We start from the raw sequence: 17,382 nt of genomic DNA on the forward strand, positions 1-17,382 counted from the left end.
AGCGTTACATTATTAACATTGACAAGGATGAATGGATAAACAATGAGAATAATAAAAATCGGATTGCTAGGAAGCATGGGTTTACTGTCGAGTATGGCTCAATCTGAAGAAGTGCTAAAAGGAAAGTGGCAGCCTGGTTTTTCTGGCAATGCGACATTTCTTGTAGGGGCCGTTGAGTCAAACTCTCAAGAAAACTCGGGTAATGACACCATTTATTCTATTAATGAAAAAGGTAAAAAAAAGACAGATACCTTTTTCTTTCCCATTGCAGCAAGTAATCTCAGTTATACTTTTTCTAACGGAAACCAACGAATTCTACTCGGAACCAATAATGCCGATATTGCTTTAGGACGCCCTCATGTAGAAGTGGGATACAAACAATACATTGATGATATTGGTATCTTAGGGGTATCGTACATACCAGGTGTTGTGCCTGCAACGACATGGGAAGATCCATTTCTTGTCGGAGAAAAAAGACAAGAAACAGACCAAAAAATTCATGGATTTCGTTTTCAATATAACGATATTTTAGACACACACTTTGGTCTTGAGGTGTCTATTGGTCAAAAAGAGTTAGATACGGAAACCAGTGGCAGCCAATATTCACCAGAAATACAAGAGCAATTAAATAGAAATGGTGATATTTACTATACCGAACTATCCCATCTCGACCCACTTTCAGAAAGCTTATTTTTACGCAGTTCTGCATCATATTTGCGTCAAAACTTGGATGGTGATGCGATGTCTTCTGACACTTATACTGCTCAATTGGCTTTTTTAAAACAGTTTAAACGTTCGACTTTTACTCTTAGCGTAAAATATAAATATTCTAATTTTGATGGCATACACCCACTTTTCCTGTCTTCCCGTGAAGATAATTTTATTGGGTTATTTTCAACCTATGTTTATAAAAATGCTTTTGGGGTGAAAGGTATGGGATTGGCACTAGGGGCCGGTTATAGTTATAACGCTTCAAATTTAGATTTTTATATTGATGAAAGTGTGCTGCTATCGACCGGTGTGAGTTATTCGTTTTAAGATGTGATTACCATTAGCTTGATTCGTGGGGGATGGGGGCTAATTAAAAACAAAGTTGCATAGTTGAGTTGAATTGAATTGAACTGTGCAACTTATATTAGGGTAATTGACATAACGCGTTTATTCTTGCGATTAGACGGTTTACTTATGTGAAGATTATCGAAATTGCTTCACTTCAGGTAAGTAATCAAACCCAGCATTGGCAAGCTTTTCAAGTAAGATTTGTTTATCTATATCAAAGGCTTTGACTAAGTTATCTAAATCACCGTATTCATCGCGCAACTTCATGTTGACAATGCTCATTAGCATGATCGGATCCATTTTTTCAAAGTTTACTAAATCCATCGTACTTTATCCTTATGACTATTTAATCTTCAAAGTCTGAGATTAAAAGATTGGCTGCGGCAAAGGCAGCTCGCTCGCGGGTTTCTTTTGGTAGTTTTTCATCAGCGGCAATATCATTAAAGGTTTTTACTGCGCAAGTGATGGCTTGTGGAATATAGCCTTGGTCACCACTGCCAATTTGAGCGTACAGCTCACGGACTAAATCACAACAGTCGTAGACTTTCATTATGCTTTTCACTTTTCCATTTCTAATATAAAACTGTCACTTCAATTATCTTGGATATTATTCAGTAATAAAAAAGCGAACCTAAGCTCGCTTTTTTGATTTTTTATTTCATTTGAGCGGTCAAGTGCTCAATCACACCGCTAATTGCTATCGATACTTTTTCACCGTCACGACGGTTTTTGTATTCGTAGTTACCTTCATCGATACTGCGATCGCCGATCACAATAGTATGAGGAATACCGATAAGCTCAATGTCTTTAAACATTACACCTGGGCGCTCTTTACGGTCATCGAATAATACTTCAATGCCCATTGAGGTCAGTTCAGAATAAAGCTTCTCTGCGGCTTCTTGTACGCGTGGCGACTTTTGCATATTCATTGGAACGATGGCCACTTGGAATGGTGCAAGCGCGTCTGGCCAAATAATGCCTGAGTCATCGTGGTTTTGCTCAATAGCTGCCGCGACAACACGTGTTACACCGATACCGTAACAACCCATTTCTAAAATGACATTTTTGCCGTCAGGGCCAAGCACTCCACAATTCATTTTTTCTGAGTAGTTTTTACCGAGTTGGAAGATATGACCAACTTCTATTCCGCGTTTTAGCATCAGTGTACCTTTACCACATGGGCTAGGGTCACCTTCGACTACGTTACGTAAATCTTCAACTTGACCTAACTCAACATCGCGGCTCCAGTTAATACCGAAGTAGTGCTTGCCATCGATGTTAGCACCTGCGCCAAAATCACTCATGACTGCGACGCTGCGATCAACGATGAATGGCAATTCAAGGCCAACAGGGCCTAGTGAGCCAGGACCTGCACCGATTAACTGACGAATTTCTTCTTCACTTGCCATTTCAAGAGGCGCTGCAACTTGTGGTAAGTTTTCGGCTTTGATTTCGTTCAGCTCGTGATCGCCACGGATAATTAATGCCACGATAGGCTCATCGACTTCATCTGAAGCTTTAACAAATAGTGTTTTGACGGTTTTCTCGATGGATAGACCATGTTGCTCAACCAACTCTGCAATGGTTTTCGCATCCGGCGTATCCACTAACGTCATTTCTTGGGTTGGAGCATCGGCTGTTTCTTTTGGTGCTAAAGCTTCCGCTTTTTCGATGTTCGCCGCGTAGTCTGATTCGGTTGAGAATACGATCAAATCTTCGCCGCTTTCGGCTAATACGTGGAATTCTTGAGAGCCGTTGCCACCGATAGCACCGCTATCTGCAAGTACTGGACGGTAATCTAACCCCATACGATCGAATGCTTTGCAATATGCATCGTGCATCGCATCGTATGATTGTTGTAAGCCATCTTTGTCAATGTCAAAGCTATAGGCATCCATCATGCTAAATTCACGTGAGCGCATCACACCAAAGCGAGGACGACGCTCGTCGCGGAACTTGGTTTGGATTTGGTACAAGTTTAATGGAAGTTGTTTGTACGAGCTGACTTCGTTACGCACAAGGCTAGTCACCACTTCTTCGGCTGTTGGGCTCAGAACGAATGGGCGAGAATGTCTATCTGTAAAACGAAGTAATTCAGGACCCATCTTTTCAGAACGACCGGTTTCTTCCCATAATTCAAAAGGTTGAACAACGGGCATTAAGGTTTCCACAGCACCTGCATTGTCGATTTCTTGACGAACGATGTTTTCAACTTTACGCAGCACACGTAGACCAGTCGGAAGCCAAGTGTATAGACCTGAAGCCAGTTTACGGATCATACCTGCACGTAGCATCAGCTGGTGGCTGATCACTTCTGCATCGTTTGGAGTTTCTTTCAATGTCGAAAGAAGGTATTTGCTGGTGCGCATTTTTGTACCCGCTTGTTTAATTTAATATGTTAATAAAATAGGTTGTCACTATGGAAGGTGTGTGACAATTTAGCTGGTAATAATAGCAGTCCAGACCGTATCTCAAAAGCGTTCAATTGCGGTTACATGAATGAAATATTGATTTACGGCATTAATTACTGAAGTTGAGCCCATTTCCACTTTGAATTTGACGTTTAAATCGAATAAGTGACTCGCGTACTCTTTGTTGTCATCCTTATTTTTTTTATAGGCAGGGCGAGGATCTTGTCCTAAAACTTGTTCAATCACGCTTTGAATATGATGACGCTGTGGGTGAGATTGTAATGCTATTTGAGCTTCGGATGAAAAAATAACCGGCAGAACGTCAGGCTCATTATCAGCAAATCCACCATTGGCATTTAAAATCGCATCGGAATAGGGGATATACGGTTTGATATCCACAATAGGCGTGCCATCAACTAAATCCACACTGCCAAGTTCTACCCAAGTTTGGTTTCCTTCCTGAGTGATTCCTTTTAATTCAACCGCGGACATACCAATACCATTTGGGCGAAATGTTGAACGTGAAGCGAAGACTCCAATCCTTTCATTTCCACCTAATCGGGGGGGACGAACGGTGGGTTTCCAGCCAGCAGCAAGGTTTTGGTCAAACAAAAATAATAACCAGATATGGCTAAACTGCTCCAAGCCACGGACGGCATCTGGGGTATTTGCATCGCCAAGTAATTCAATGCGTGCATTGGCACTCGGTGCTAATCGAGGCTGTCTTGGAACGGCGAATTTTTCTTTATACGGCGTATGAATACGGCCAATTGGAGTAATAGAAAAAGACGGAGCAATAGAAGAAGACATAGTGGCTTACTCTAAAAATGTGATGAGCAAAATTAACATAATTGATTATTAAATGAATTCAATTACAGTTATTTTTTAATTATTGCCGTTAAAAAATCTTTATCAAAACCAGAATATGCCTATTTTTATATTTGCTTATTGTCAGTTGGATTTCAGGTTAATGTAGTGATAGGTTACTGATATAGAAATGATAATTCTGACATTCTCGCGAGTTGTCTATTTTTTTATTCTTTCTTTGTAATAAAAACTAACATTTTCATCTTTTGTTCGTGTCTTATTGTAACGTAATCTGTCGCCCATTTTGTTGTAGCAGTGAAATCTTTCACTGATGTCATTGACTAGGAGGGCCTGATGACAGCTCAAAGCTCGGGTAAATCACTTAACTCGAAAAAAACACTATTCACTCGCTTTTTAGATTCAGTTGAATATCTAGGAAATCTTTTACCCCATCCCATCACTTTGTTTGCCATTTTTTGTGTGGCTATCTTAATTTCTTCTGGTATTGCGGGTTATTTTGGTGTGTCGGTTATTGACCCTCGCCCTGAAGGGGCCAGTGGCCGTTCGGCGGATGGCATTATCCATGTGGTCAGCTTGTTAAATGCTGACGGTTTACAATTAATTGTCACTAATTTAGTGAAGAATTTCACGGGCTTTGCGCCATTAGGAACGGTACTGGTTGCGATGCTTGGTGTTGCGATAGCTGAACATTCAGGCATGCTTTCTGCTGCAATGCGTGGCATGGTAATGGGCGCTTCTAAACGTATGGTGACCTTTACCGTTATTTTCGCCGGCATCATTTCAAATACTGCTTCGGAGTTGGGCTATGTGGTTCTTATTCCATTAGCTGCAATGCTGTTCCACTCCTTAGGTCGTCACCCGTTAGCAGGCCTCGCGGCTGCATTTGCTGGGGTATCCGGTGGTTACTCTGCCAACCTTTTAATTGGCACGGTAGACCCTCTTTTATCTGGTATCACAGAATCTGCTGCTCAGATGATTGACCCGACCTATACGGTTGGCCCTGAAGTGAACTGGTACTTCATGTTTGTATCGACATTCTTTATTTCTATCGTCGGGGCATTCGTGACTGAAAAAATTGTTGAACCGAAACTTGGTGAATACAAAATAGAGCAAGCCGCAGAAGATTTGTCTCAAGATAAAATGGGCGCTTTAACTGCGATTGAGAAGAAAGGTTTAAAAATTGCTGGTGTGGCTACATTAGTTGTCTGTGCATTGTTAGCTTGGACGATTGTTCCTGAAAATGGCGTACTGCGTAACCCTGTAACAGGAGAAGTGGCTGGCTCACCATTCTTAAAAAGCATTGTTGCTTTCATTTTTGTGTTTTTTGCTATTCCTGGTTTTGTATACGGTAAAGTAGTTGGCACGATGAAGAATGATCGAGATGTGATTAATGCGATGTCAAAATCGATGTCTTCAATGGGTATGTACATTGTTTTGGTGTTTTTTGCTGCGCAATTTGTGGCTTTCTTTAAGTGGACTAACTTTGGTCAGGTGTTTGCGGTTGGTGGTGCTGACTTTTTACAAACCATTGGTCTAACTGGCCCAGTATTGTTTTTTGCCTTCATTTTAATGTGTGGGTTTATTAATTTGATGATTGGTTCAGCTTCCGCGCAATGGGCGGTTACTGCACCAATTTTTATTCCGATGTTAATGCTGGTGGGCTATGCTCCAGAAACCATTCAAGCTGCATACCGGATTGGTGATTCTGTCACAAACTTGATAACGCCAATGATGAGTTATTTTGGATTGATCTTGGCGGTGGCTTCTCGGTATGTGAAGAATTTAGGGATTGGTACTTTAATTGCTACCATGCTCCCTTACACTTTGTGTTTCTTAGTTGGGTGGAGCTTATTGTTCTACATTTGGGTATTCGTTTTTGGTCTGCCTGTAGGCCCTGGTGCCGCAACATATTATACGCCATAGTTTTATATCTTTTTTGAAAATAAAACGCCCAAGCATGAATGGTTTGGGCGTTTTTTATCGAAATACTTAATTCAATGTTTTAAGCGTATTGCTTCATCAGCATTTGCCATTGCAGTTGTTGTTGCTTGAAGTGTTGTCGCATTTGTTGGTAACGAACTTTCAATACTGCATGTTCATATTGTTCCATCAACTTTTGTTTTTTATCGTTCATTAACTGCTTCTTCAATTCATAATATTCGGTCATTTGTTGAATCAAGGCATCGTATTCTTTGTGCATGCGTTCGGCTAATACATGGTGATCAGGCAAATGTAGAATTTTTTGTTTGGTTTCATTAAGCAGTTGCAGCGCCCTCGCTTTTTCAATTTTCTCGGCAGGCGTCATGCGTAGCTTTTCAGCCAGTTTTAACCAAGAACAAGTGCGGATAAGCCATTTAGTGGGATCGTATTGCCACCAATAAATGCCATTTCGGTAATCATTTTCAAAAATATGGTGGAAGTTATGGTAACCCTCCCCAAAAGTCAGTACTGCTAAAACGCCATTATCACGAGCTGTATTTTTATTGGTGTAAGGCTGACGACCCCATATGTGCGCGAGTGAATTAATGAAGAAGGTGGTGTGGTGGTTTAGTACTAAACGCACGGCTCCAATCATCAGTAACATACCGACAATGTCGTTATAGATTATACCTAATAAAATAGGCACACCTAAATTCATTAATAAAGCGAGTGGAACATAGTATTTGTGTTGCCACATGACGATGTTCTCTTTTTGCAGATCACGGCAATTTGAGTAATCAGAATATTGTTCAGGTGTTTGGTAATGACGCAACATCCAACCTATGTGTGAAAACCAAAAACCTCGTTTCGCGGAATAGGGATCTTTATCGTTATTATCAACGTGACGATGATGAATTCGATGATCGGATGACCAATGCAGAGCACTATTTTGTAAAGCAAAGGCTCCTCCTAATGCAAAAATAAAACGTAAAGACCAATGAGCCTGATAAGTACGGTGCGACCATAAACGGTGGTAACCAGCCGTAATACATAAGTTGCAAAAGCTAAAGGTGATTATCAGCCATAGCCAATGAGCAGCCGTGATCCCATTCGAGATGAAATAAATAGGCGCAATGATCGCGGCGAGTAACATACTGCTGGCAAAAATAAAGACATTCAACCAAATGATAGGGGGACGTTGTATTTTCATAAAGATAATTCAATTTCAGGCTACAAGTGTGCGCTAGAATATAGGGCTTACAACTGTAAGTCCAGTGAGTGGTATGAATTATCGGACCTATATGGTATGAATTATTTGTTTCAAATCTTTACTTGTAAAAAATAAAGGGTAGCTGAGGCCACCCTAATATTAATACGTTTAAAAGATCAGATTACCAACCTTTTACAACGCCACCTTTAAACAGTTTTTTTGCTGCTTCATAAACTTCTTCCGTTTGGTAAGCTTTTACGAAGTTTTGCACGTTTTCATTATTGGCATTATCTTCACGAGCAACAATAAGATTCACATACGGTGACTCTTTATCTTCAACAAAGATGCCATCTTTTTCTGGAGACAAATTGATGCTGCTTGCGTAAGTGGTATTGATGATTGCTAGGGCAACATCTTGCAGTGAGTTTGGAAGTTGTGGTGCTTCTAGTTCAACAAAATCTAGCTTTTTAGGGTTATCGATAACATCAAGTGGTGTAGCTTGTAAGCCAGACTCTTTGCTTAACTTGATTAACCCTTTTTCTTGAAGAAGCAGTAATGCACGACCTTCATTGGTTGGATCGTTTGGAATCGCGATGCTGTCGCCTTTTTTCAACTCATCAAGAGATTTGATTTTTTTAGAGTAAGCGGCAATTGGGTAAACAAAGGTATTACCGACCGGCTTTATTTTATAGCCACGGTCTTTAATTTGTTGGTCAAGGTATGGCAAATGTTGGAATGCGTTTGCATCAATGGATCCATCATCAAGCGCGGCATTTGGGATTACATAATCTGAAAAAATCGTCAGTTTTACATCTAGGTTGTATTTATCTTTCGCTACTTTTGCCGCCACTTCTGCCACTTGTGCTTCTGCACCAGCAATCACACCTACGTTGATAGTGTTGCTGGCAGCATTTGCTGTGCCCGCTAAAAGTAGTGAGGTTGTGATGGCAGCAGCGCTGAATAAATTCTTCAATTTCATAGTATTCTCCATATATAAATGAGTTTTGAATTTTTATAATGTATGACGTTATTCTTTCTTAGCGGTGATCAACTCGGCTTGCGATTTTATCCCCGACCATTTGAATAATTTGAACCACAATCACCAGTAAGATAACGGTGAGAAGCATAATGTCTGGTTGATAGCGTTGGTAACCATAACGCATGGCGACATCGCCTAATCCACCACCACCAACCGTACCCGCCATTGCTGAGTAACTGACTAATGTGACTAAGGTTATCGTGATGGTATTGACAATAGAAGGTAAGGCTTCTGGTAGCAATACTTTACCAATAATTTGTAGAGGACTTGCGCCCATTGATTGAGCAGCTTCTACTAGGCCGCTTGGAACTTCGACTAAAGCGCTTTCGACTAAACGAGCAATAAAAGGAATAGCACCAACGGTTAAAGGCACGATGGCTGCCGTTGTCCCAATAAATTTACCAATTAATAATGTGGTAAAAGGAATAATGGCGACCATAAGGACTAAGAACGGTACTGAGCGACCAATATTTACAATCGCGCCGAGTACCAAGTTCACCAAACGGTTTTGCAATAGCCCACCTTTTTTGGTGATGTGCAAAATAACGCCCATTGGAATGCCGACTAAAAAGCCAATTAAGCCAGCAACCCCAACCATGTAAAGGGTTTCCCAGGTTGCGCCCCAGATCAGGCGGAAAGTGCGGTGATCGTAATACCAATCCATGATGTGATCATAAAACATAGCCAAGTACCTCGACTTTTATATTGTGTTCTTTTAAGAAGGCCAGTGATTGTTCGACTTGGGCTTGATCACCAAAAAATTCTGCAACCATTAAACCAAAGCGAACGCCGCCTGCATAATCAATATCAGCATTTAAAATACTCACATCGACATTGAACTGACGTGATAATTGGCTGACAGCTGGAATATCAATTGAAGCACCGGTGAACTCTAAGCGAACAAGTGGTACTGAACCTTCAATTTGAGTCGCTTGTAAGCGAGCCTTGTAGTCATCCGGAATCGATAGATCGAGCGTTGAACGAATAAACTGTTGCGCTAACTCGGTTTTAGGATGGGCAAAAATATCACTGACTAAACCCTGTTCCACTAATAAGCCACCACCAATAATGGCAACTTTGTCACAAATGCTTTTCACCACATCCATTTCATGAGTGATAATCAAAATGGTCAGATTAAGCTGTTTGTTGATGGTTTTTAGTAGCTCTAAAATAGACTTTGTTGTTGCAGGATCTAGAGCACTGGTTGCTTCATCGCATAGCAGAACTTTTGGCTCAGAGGCTAATGCGCGGGCAATGGCGACACGTTGTTTTTGTCCACCACTTAAATTGGCAGGATAGGTATCGCGTTTGTCAGACAATCCAACCAACTCAAGAAGCTCTGTTACACGTTGATTAATTTTGCTAGAAGATACTTTGGCTAACTCTAAAGGCAGAGCGATATTGTCAAATACACTGCGAGAAGAGAGCAAGTTGAAATGTTGGAAAATCATGCCGATATTACGACGAGCTTGACCGAGTTCCTTTGATGATAATTTTGTTAAATCAACACCATCAACGATAACTTCACCCGAAGTTGGTGCTTCTAACATGTTTACGCAACGGATAAGCGTACTTTTTCCAGCGCCGGATGAGCCGATAACGCCAAAGATTTCCCCTTGAGGGATATGAAGATTAATGTCGACTAAGGCAGGGATTTCTTTACTGCCTTGGTAAAACATCTTGTTGACTTGATTAATTTCAATCATTTAACAACCTGAATTGGTAATACGTTCCATATATTCTTTTTACATTGAGGGATTAACTCAGTGTAAAAGCGCATTGAGTGTGCGATTTGATAGATGATGCTATGGTTTTCATAGGTTCAAGTCAATAGATATTTTTACGTCTAGATGGCTAAACAGGAATAAGCTAGTGAAGAAGATTATAAAGCGTGTAATAATTGCAGCTATACCCAGTCAATTGGTTATACAAGCCTATTAAGCCAGTTTTCTTATCCCCGACCCGAAGAGAGAGTGTATTTTGTCTAAACCAGCTGTTTTTATTGATCGTGATGGCGTGATTAACGTCGATCATGGCTATGTGAGTAAAGTCGATGATTTTGAATATATAGAAGGTGTATTTGATGCGACGAAAGCTATAAAAGCGTTAGGCTATCAGTTGGTATTGGTGACAAATCAATCAGGCATCGCTCGTGGTTATTATTCTGAAAAAGAATTTTTAACCTTAACGGAATGGATGGATTGGAACTTTGTGGATCAAGGTGTTGAGTTCGATGGTTTTTATTATTGCCCTCATCATCCTGAAGGCTCGGTCGAAAAGTATACTCAAGTATGTGATTGTCGCAAACCAGCAGTTGGTATGTTCATATCTGCGCAAGAAGAGCTTGATATTGATATGGTGAGTTCAGTGATGGTCGGTGATAAAGCTGATGATATGAAAGCGGCAATTTCCGCAGGTGTAGAAACTCGAATTTTAGTTCGTAGCGGTAAAGAAGTTACAGAAGAAGCCGAGAAATTGGCTACCGTTGTACTGAATAGCATTAAAGATGTGCCGAAATATTTAGCAGAACATAAATAAACGATTATTCGAATTTTGTTTTTGCTGGTGCCACTTCTTTCTTAAAGGCCATTTTTGTGGCCTTTTTGTTTACCTTGGTTTTTTATTTCTTAGTATTAATCACAACCTTTTTATCCTTACTAGCCATTTTATGGCTTCCCTCGTACACTCAAGAAGGTGAAGTTAAACAGCAAGATAAGAATCAAACCTTCGAAGGCTAAAGCTTTTCAAAGTACACTTTTTTTAAATAGTAAGTTTTTAAAGCATAAATGCTTAAAGTGCAAAGTACCAACAAGGAACGTGGATCAATGAAGACAGGCTGGGCTGGATGCTAGCGTATATTTTAAGAAGACTACTATTAGTTATTCCTACTTTTATTGGCATAACGTTGCTGATCTTTACGCTTACTCGCTTTGTCCCTGGTGGGCCGGTTGAGCGAATGCTGCTTAGTTTGCAAATGAAGCAGGGCGATAGCGCGGTATCGAGTGGGTTAACTCATTCGAGTAATAGCGTGTTATCGGATGATCAAATGGCGGAACTTAATGCATTCTATGGCTTAGATAAACCTATTCCTCAAGCCTATTGGGAATGGTTGACCAAGCTTGTACAGCTCGATTTAGGGGAGTCGACTCGCTATTACGAACCGGTCACCGACATGATTGCAGAGCGTTTACCTGTCTCTTTATTCTATGGCGGAATGACGTTTCTGATCAGCTATTTGATTTCTATTCCTCTTGGCTACGCCAAAGCATTACGACATGGTAGTGTGCTTGATGCCTCTAGTTCGATCTTTATTTTTGTTGGTTACGCCTTACCCGGATATGTCATTGGCGTTTTGCTGCTGAGTCTATTCAGTTTTCATCTTGAATGGTTCCCTATGGGGGGCTTTCTTAGCGATGATTTTGATGATTTCACCCGATTTGAACAAGCCAAAGATGTGCTTTGGCATGCAGTTTTACCTTTATTTTGTTATCTGATTGGTGATTTCGCTTTACTCACCATGACTATGAAAAATAACTTAATGGAAAATTTAGCCGCCGATTATGTACGAACCGCTATTGCTAAAGGACTACCTTTTAAATTGGCGGTACGTCGCCATGCTCTGAGAAACAGTTTGATTCCGGTGGCCAGTTCGTTTGGTAATTCATTAATGTTCTTTATGACGGGCTCCTTCTTGATTGAAGTGATTTTTAATATTAATGGCATAGGTTTACTGGGGTATGAATCGATCATGGAGAGAGATTACCCTGTTGTGATGGGGCTTTTTGCTATTAATGCTTTAATGCTGCTGATTGGCAATATTTTGTCTGATATTTGCGTAGCCTTGGTTGATCCTCGCATTAAGTTTGGAGCTTAATTATGAATGTTATTGTCTCCAATCCTTTGACTCTTAAAAAGATAAAGCGCTTTAAAGCCATTAAGCGAGGTTATTGGTCATTATTGGTCTTAACTTTATTATTTATTCTCGCCTTGTTGGCTGAAGTGTTAGTGAATAGCCGTGCTTTAGTGGTGAAGTATGAAGGGCAATGGTATTTCCCAACTTACGCGGATGTTATACCTGGAACCGCTTTTGGTTTAGGGTATCAATCAGAAACCAATTATCGACAATTACAACGATTCCTGAATGATCAAAATGGCGAGAACGTTATTATTATGCCGCTTGTACCTTGGAATCCTTATGAGCAAGATTTCGATGGCGATTTTCCCCCAGCGGCCCCAAATGCTGAAGCGAAGCACTATTTAGGGACCGATACCATCGGGCGTGATATTTTGGCTAGGCTTTTGTATGGATTCCGGATTGCCATGGGTTTTTCATTACTAACCATGATCATCTCTTACGCCATTGGGGTTACAGTCGGCTGTATTATGGGGTTCTGGGGCGGTAAATTTGATCTGTTTTTTCAGCGTTTTATTGAAATTTGGTCAATGGTTCCGTTTTTATATGTGATCATGATTTTGGTATCGATCATGCAACCCAGTTTTATGCTTTTTACTTTTATTAATGTGTTATTTGGCTGGATGGGCATGACGTGGTACATGCGAACCATGACTTATAAAGAAAAAGCGAGGGAATATACTTTAGCCGCGAAAGCGTTAGGAGCCTCTAACTGGCGAATTTTATTTCATCATATTTTGCCTAATACTATGGTCATGATTGTCACTTTAGCTCCCTTTACGATTGTGGCTAATATCAGCGCCTTAACCGCTTTGGATTATCTCGGTTTAGGTTTAATGCCACCAACACCAAGTTGGGGAGAACTCTTACAGCAAGGGAAGTCGAATTTAGACGCCCCATGGATTGCTATTTCTGTGGTGAGTGCCATTGTTTCGGTATTGATTATGGTGACTTTTATTGGAGAAGCCATTCGAGAGGCCTTTGATCCCAAGCGTTATACTAAATATGTTTAAAAATTGTTTAAGGATGAAGCATGACATTACGCATTAAACCAAGCACTAAATACTGCCGATGGACACCTTTATTATCCTTGAGTTTGTCTTTGGGAGTGTTATTTTCAACGGTTGCTATTCAGGCGGCACAATTACCCGAAGGATTGACTTGGCAGACGAATTCAAGTGATCCCATTTTTTCCTCTCCGGATGCTCAGTTTGGCGGAACCTACCGCACTTTTATTACTAGTTTCCCACAAACCTTTCGTCTTGTCGGTCCTGATGCTAATGGGGCTTTTGCTGCTTGGACACGTTCGGCTTTGGGGCTAGTCGATAGGCATCCTAATACTGATAATTGGTTACCTTCGATTGCTTCATCGTGGGCATTTGGCGATGATCATAAAACGGTTTATTTCAAGTTGGATCCCAAAGCGACTTGGAGCGATGGTAAGCCTATTACCGCTGATGATTTTACCTTTATGATAAAAATGATGCGCTCAAAAGACATTGTTGACCCGTGGAGCAATGATTTTTATATCAATGAAGTTAGCGATATTATTGTTTATGATAAATATACGATTGCCGTGGTATCGGGTAAACCTCGTAACCCTGATGAATTGATGGATTACGTAAATCTTCGTCCGATCCCTGCACATTTCTATGCCAGCCCGAAAAAAGATGCGAATGGCGATGGCATTGCGGATGATTTTGTACGCCGTTATAACTTTAAACCAGAACCCACTTCGGGGCCTTATTACATTGATGACATTGATAAAGGTAAAGCGGTTACCTTTAAGCATGTAAAAGATTGGTGGGGATATGAGAATAAATACTATCAACACCGGTTTAATGTTGAAAAAATCAATATTAAAGTGATTCGAGATCAAGATATTGCCTTTAAATATTTTGAGAAAGGTCAGCTCGATTCTTTCCCATTATTGCGCCCAACACTTTGGCATGAGAAAGCCGTTGGCGAGGCTTTTGATAAAGGTTATATCCATAAAGCTTGGGCGTTTAATCAAGCGCCAGTTGGGGCCGGTGGCATATGGATTAACACCGCGATGCCATTGCTTGATGATATTAACGTACGTATGGGGTTAGAGTATGCGATAGATTATGATGGCATGATTGAAAAAATCTTACGTAATGACTATGTACGCAAGCCAAATCCGATGGGGACAGGGCATGGTGATTACGATAATACAGAGATAACCGCGCCGAAATTTGATCCAAAATTGGCCGCATCTTATTTTGAAAAAGCCGGATTTACTCACATTGGTGCTGACGGTATCCGTGAGAATAACAAAGGCCAGCGTTTAAGTTTCGCCATTACCTATTCCACACCAACACATACCGCAAGAGTGGCGTATTTACGAGAACAAGCGAAGCTTGCTGGCTTGGATATTACGCTGAATTTGATCGATGGTTCGAGTATGTTTAAGTTCGTTTTAGAGAAAAAACATCAGCTATCATTTCATGATATGAGTAATTCTAAAATTCCAGTTTACTGGCAGTATTTCTCATCAGATAATGCGAATAAGCCTCAAACGAATAATTTTACTAACTATTCTTCTTCACAACTCGACGAGTTGATTGATCGTTATCGTTCAGAATTTGATTTAAATAAAAAATATCAATTATCCCGCCAGATCCAAACGTTAATCAACGATGCCAAAGTGATTATCCCTGGTTATATGGTGCCTTATGCCCGCGAAGGTTATTGGCGTTGGATGAAATTACCAAAAGAGATGGCGACCAAACAAACGGAATCGTTATTTAGTTCGAATGGCTTTATGGGGACATTCAGCACTTTTTGGATAGATGAAGAAGTTAAAAAAGAAACGAAAGCAGCCATGAAATCGGGTAAAGCCTTTGAAGCGGTGACCATCGTGGATGATCGATATAAGTAGATACAAGGAGAGTTATCCCATGTCGAATTCGAAAAGAGTAATGGGAAATTAATGATAATGGATTCGGTATTAACGGTAACTGATCTGTGCACGGATTTTTTGACCGACGACGGTATCGTCCGGGTACTTGATGGTGTGACTTTTCATGTGCCAAAAGGGAAAACGGTTGGATTGGTTGGCGAGTCTGGTTGCGGGAAAAGCGTGACAGCAATGTCGATAATGGGCTTGCTGCCAAAGCCTTTTGGACAGGTGGTCTCTGGCGTAATTGCATACCATGAATCCACTCAGACACATGATCTTACTCAATTGCCAGCAGAAAAAATGTACCACATGCGTGGTAATCATATTTCGATGATTTTCCAAGACCCCATGACCGCACTTAATCCGGTGCATACCATTGGCAAACAGTTAATGGAAGTTTACCATCTTCATCAACCCAAACTAAAGAAGAAGCAACGTTACCAATTAGCGTTAGAAATGCTAGGAAAAGTCGGTATCCCTTCAGCAAAAGAGCGCATGTTGTCTTTTCCCCATCAACTTTCAGGGGGAATGCGTCAGCGGGTGATGATTGCTATTGCTTTGGCGTGTGAGCCTGATGTATTAATTTGTGATGAGCCAACGACGGCATTAGATGTGACGGTGCAAGCTCAAATTTTAGATTTAATGAAATCATTACAACAAGAAAAGGGTATGTCGATTGTCTTCATTACTCATGACTTAGGTGTTGTCGCTGAAATGTGTGATCAGGTTGTGGTGATGTATGCTGGTAAAGTTGTGGAACAAGCCGATGTATTTGAGCTATTTGATCACCCAAGCCATCCTTATACTCAAGGGTTACTTGCTTCGATGCCAAGCTCTTACTCGATTGCGAAGTCACTATTACCGACGATAGAAGGAAAGGTGCCAAGCTTATCGGACATGCCAATAGGTTGTCGGTTTGTAACACGTTGCCTCTATCAGCAAAAAAAATGCCACCAACAATCTCCCCGTTTATTTGCTAAAAACACCGATCATTTAATCAGTTGTCATTACTGGGATAATCTACAGCTCAGCACAAGTCAGCAACGCAATATGAAAGAGAATAAATAATGAGTGAATTATTACGAATTGATAATTTAAAGCAGCATTTTTATTCCGGTAAAGATCTATTTAAAAAATCGTACACCGTTCATGCGGTTGATGGGATTTCATTAAGTGTTAATAAAGGTGAGACTCTTGGTATTGTTGGGGAATCGGGGTGTGGTAAAAGCACTTTAGGTCGAAGTTTGCTGCGTTTATATGAACCAACCGCTGGCAATATTTTTTTTGAAGGGCAAAACATTCGCGATCTTAATAGCCAGAAAATGCGTTCTTTGCGTCAAGAGATGCAAATGATATTTCAAGACCCTACCGAATCACTCAATCCGCGCCATACCGTTGGAATGATCTTAAAAGAACCGTTTGTCATTCACAATTTGGGAACAAAAGAAGAAAGGCAGCTGTGGGTGGCTGAACTATTGATTAAAGTTGGCTTAACGCCAGATGCTGCTGAGCGTTATCCTCATGAATTTTCTGGCGGACAAAAACAAAGAATTGGCATTGCAAGAGCGATTGCGCTTAAGCCTAAATTAGTAGTGTGCGATGAATCAGTTTCGGCTTTGGACGTTTCTGTTCAAGCACAAATCTTGAATTTATTACTCGTATTGCAAAGAGAAATGAATTTAACGTTGATTTTTATTGCCCATGATTTATCCGTAGTTAGGCATGTTTCCGATAATATTGCGGTAATGTATTTAGGCAAAATTGTTGAATATGGCGATGCACAAACGATTTACCAGCAACCTAAACACCCTTATACACAATCATTGTTGTCAGCGATTCCTATTACACACCCTAAATATCGGGATGCTCAATTACGGTTAAAAGAGTTAGGGGTTGGGGAAAGAATTTTACTGAAAGGGGATATTCCCTCACCCATTAATGTTCCACCGGGTTGCCGCTTTGCTTCTCGCTGCCCACACGTCATGGCAACATGCACACAACAATCACCAGATTTAATAAAAAAGACACAATCAGAACAATCAATAGCTTGTTTTCTTTACACTTGAATTCATTGAGGTT

The 17,382-nt window shown here is 40.6% G+C and carries 16 protein-coding genes; 8 read left to right on the forward strand and 8 right to left on the reverse strand.

Translation table 11 applies throughout. The features are described 5' to 3' along the window. The first annotated feature begins 42 nt into the window (after positions 1 to 42). Complete coding sequence (locus tag VCASEI_RS03355) at positions 43 to 1,038, forward strand: DUF2860 family protein (protein ID WP_086961564.1); 996 nt, start codon at positions 43 to 45, stop codon at positions 1,036 to 1,038. Positions 1,039 to 1,194: 156 nt separating this feature from the next. On the opposite strand, the gene VCASEI_RS03360 is transcribed toward VCASEI_RS03355, so the two are convergent. The 4 genes from VCASEI_RS03360 to tsaA form a co-directional block, all read right to left on the reverse strand. Further along, positions 1,195 to 1,383: a DUF4250 domain-containing protein gene (locus tag VCASEI_RS03360; RefSeq protein WP_086961562.1), complete on the reverse strand. Its 189-nt coding sequence runs from the start codon at positions 1,381 to 1,383 to the stop codon at positions 1,195 to 1,197. A gap of 22 nt (positions 1,384 to 1,405) precedes the next feature. Beyond that, on the reverse strand, positions 1,406 to 1,609 hold the full coding sequence (locus VCASEI_RS03365) for a YaeP family protein (RefSeq protein ID WP_086961560.1): 204 nt from the start codon (positions 1,607 to 1,609) through the stop codon (positions 1,406 to 1,408). Between the two features lie 103 nt (positions 1,610 to 1,712). After that, positions 1,713 to 3,428 carry a proline--tRNA ligase gene (locus tag VCASEI_RS03370; RefSeq protein WP_086961558.1) on the reverse strand — a complete coding sequence of 572 codons (1,716 nt, stop codon included), beginning with the start codon at positions 3,426 to 3,428 and terminating at the stop codon, positions 1,713 to 1,715. A 102-nt stretch (positions 3,429 to 3,530) separates the two neighbouring features. Beyond that, positions 3,531 to 4,280, reverse strand: coding sequence for a tRNA (N6-threonylcarbamoyladenosine(37)-N6)-methyltransferase TrmO (gene tsaA / locus VCASEI_RS03375; protein ID WP_089110550.1), 750 nt, complete (start codon positions 4,278 to 4,280; stop codon positions 3,531 to 3,533). A 351-nt stretch (positions 4,281 to 4,631) separates the two neighbouring features. On the opposite strand from tsaA, the gene VCASEI_RS03380 reads away from it, so the two are divergent. Further along, the gene (locus VCASEI_RS03380; RefSeq protein WP_089110549.1) at positions 4,632 to 6,221 is read left to right on the forward strand and encodes an AbgT family transporter; all 1,590 of its coding nucleotides are present in this window, start codon (positions 4,632 to 4,634) and stop codon (positions 6,219 to 6,221) included. A gap of 79 nt (positions 6,222 to 6,300) precedes the next feature. Here the strand turns inward: VCASEI_RS03380 and VCASEI_RS03385 are convergent, their stop codons facing one another. The 4 genes from VCASEI_RS03385 to metN all read right to left on the reverse strand — a co-directional run bounded on the left by VCASEI_RS03385 (position 6,301) and on the right by metN (position 10,173). Further along, positions 6,301 to 7,428 carry an acyl-CoA desaturase gene (locus VCASEI_RS03385; RefSeq protein ID WP_089110548.1) on the reverse strand — a complete coding sequence of 376 codons (1,128 nt, stop codon included), beginning with the start codon at positions 7,426 to 7,428 and terminating at the stop codon, positions 6,301 to 6,303. Between the two features lie 181 nt (positions 7,429 to 7,609). Next, positions 7,610 to 8,407, reverse strand: a complete 798-nt coding sequence (gene metQ, locus VCASEI_RS03390; protein ID WP_086961550.1) for a methionine ABC transporter substrate-binding lipoprotein MetQ — start codon at positions 8,405 to 8,407, stop codon at positions 7,610 to 7,612. 58 nt (positions 8,408 to 8,465) lie between these two features. Beyond that, positions 8,466 to 9,149, reverse strand: a complete 684-nt coding sequence (locus tag VCASEI_RS03395) for a methionine ABC transporter permease (protein WP_086961548.1) — start codon at positions 9,147 to 9,149, stop codon at positions 8,466 to 8,468. Continuing rightward, the gene (gene metN, locus VCASEI_RS03400; RefSeq protein ID WP_086961546.1) at positions 9,139 to 10,173 is read right to left on the reverse strand and encodes a methionine ABC transporter ATP-binding protein MetN; all 1,035 of its coding nucleotides are present in this window, start codon (positions 10,171 to 10,173) and stop codon (positions 9,139 to 9,141) included. Before metN ends, VCASEI_RS03395 begins: the two co-directional genes overlap by 11 nt. Before the next feature lie 274 nt (positions 10,174 to 10,447). Here metN and gmhB point away from each other — a divergent pair, with 274 nt between their 5' ends. The 6 genes from gmhB (at position 10,448) to VCASEI_RS03430 (ending at position 17,369) form a co-directional block, all read left to right on the forward strand. Beyond that, positions 10,448 to 11,005, forward strand: coding sequence for a D-glycero-beta-D-manno-heptose 1,7-bisphosphate 7-phosphatase (gene gmhB, locus VCASEI_RS03405; protein ID WP_086961544.1), 558 nt, complete (start codon positions 10,448 to 10,450; stop codon positions 11,003 to 11,005). A 307-nt stretch (positions 11,006 to 11,312) separates the two neighbouring features. Beyond that, complete coding sequence (locus tag VCASEI_RS03410; protein ID WP_086961543.1) at positions 11,313 to 12,341, forward strand: ABC transporter permease subunit; 1,029 nt, start codon at positions 11,313 to 11,315, stop codon at positions 12,339 to 12,341. Positions 12,342 to 12,343: 2 nt separating this feature from the next. Next, complete coding sequence (locus VCASEI_RS03415) at positions 12,344 to 13,393, forward strand: ABC transporter permease (protein ID WP_086961541.1); 1,050 nt, start codon at positions 12,344 to 12,346, stop codon at positions 13,391 to 13,393. Positions 13,394 to 13,413: 20 nt separating this feature from the next. Continuing rightward, a complete protein-coding gene (locus tag VCASEI_RS03420; protein WP_089110547.1) occupies positions 13,414 to 15,282 on the forward strand; it encodes an extracellular solute-binding protein in 1,869 nt (622 codons plus the stop codon). Between the two features lie 51 nt (positions 15,283 to 15,333). Beyond that, positions 15,334 to 16,371, forward strand: coding sequence for an ABC transporter ATP-binding protein (locus VCASEI_RS03425; RefSeq protein WP_089110546.1), 1,038 nt, complete (start codon positions 15,334 to 15,336; stop codon positions 16,369 to 16,371). Then, positions 16,371 to 17,369 carry an ABC transporter ATP-binding protein gene (locus VCASEI_RS03430; RefSeq protein WP_086961535.1) on the forward strand — a complete coding sequence of 333 codons (999 nt, stop codon included), beginning with the start codon at positions 16,371 to 16,373 and terminating at the stop codon, positions 17,367 to 17,369. The genes VCASEI_RS03425 and VCASEI_RS03430 overlap by 1 nt, the downstream gene beginning before the upstream one ends. The last annotated feature ends 13 nt before the right edge of the window (positions 17,370 to 17,382 follow it).

The sequence above is a fragment of the Vibrio casei genome, from assembly GCF_002218025.2.
Classification (GTDB): Bacteria; Pseudomonadota; Gammaproteobacteria; order Enterobacterales; family Vibrionaceae; genus Vibrio; species Vibrio casei.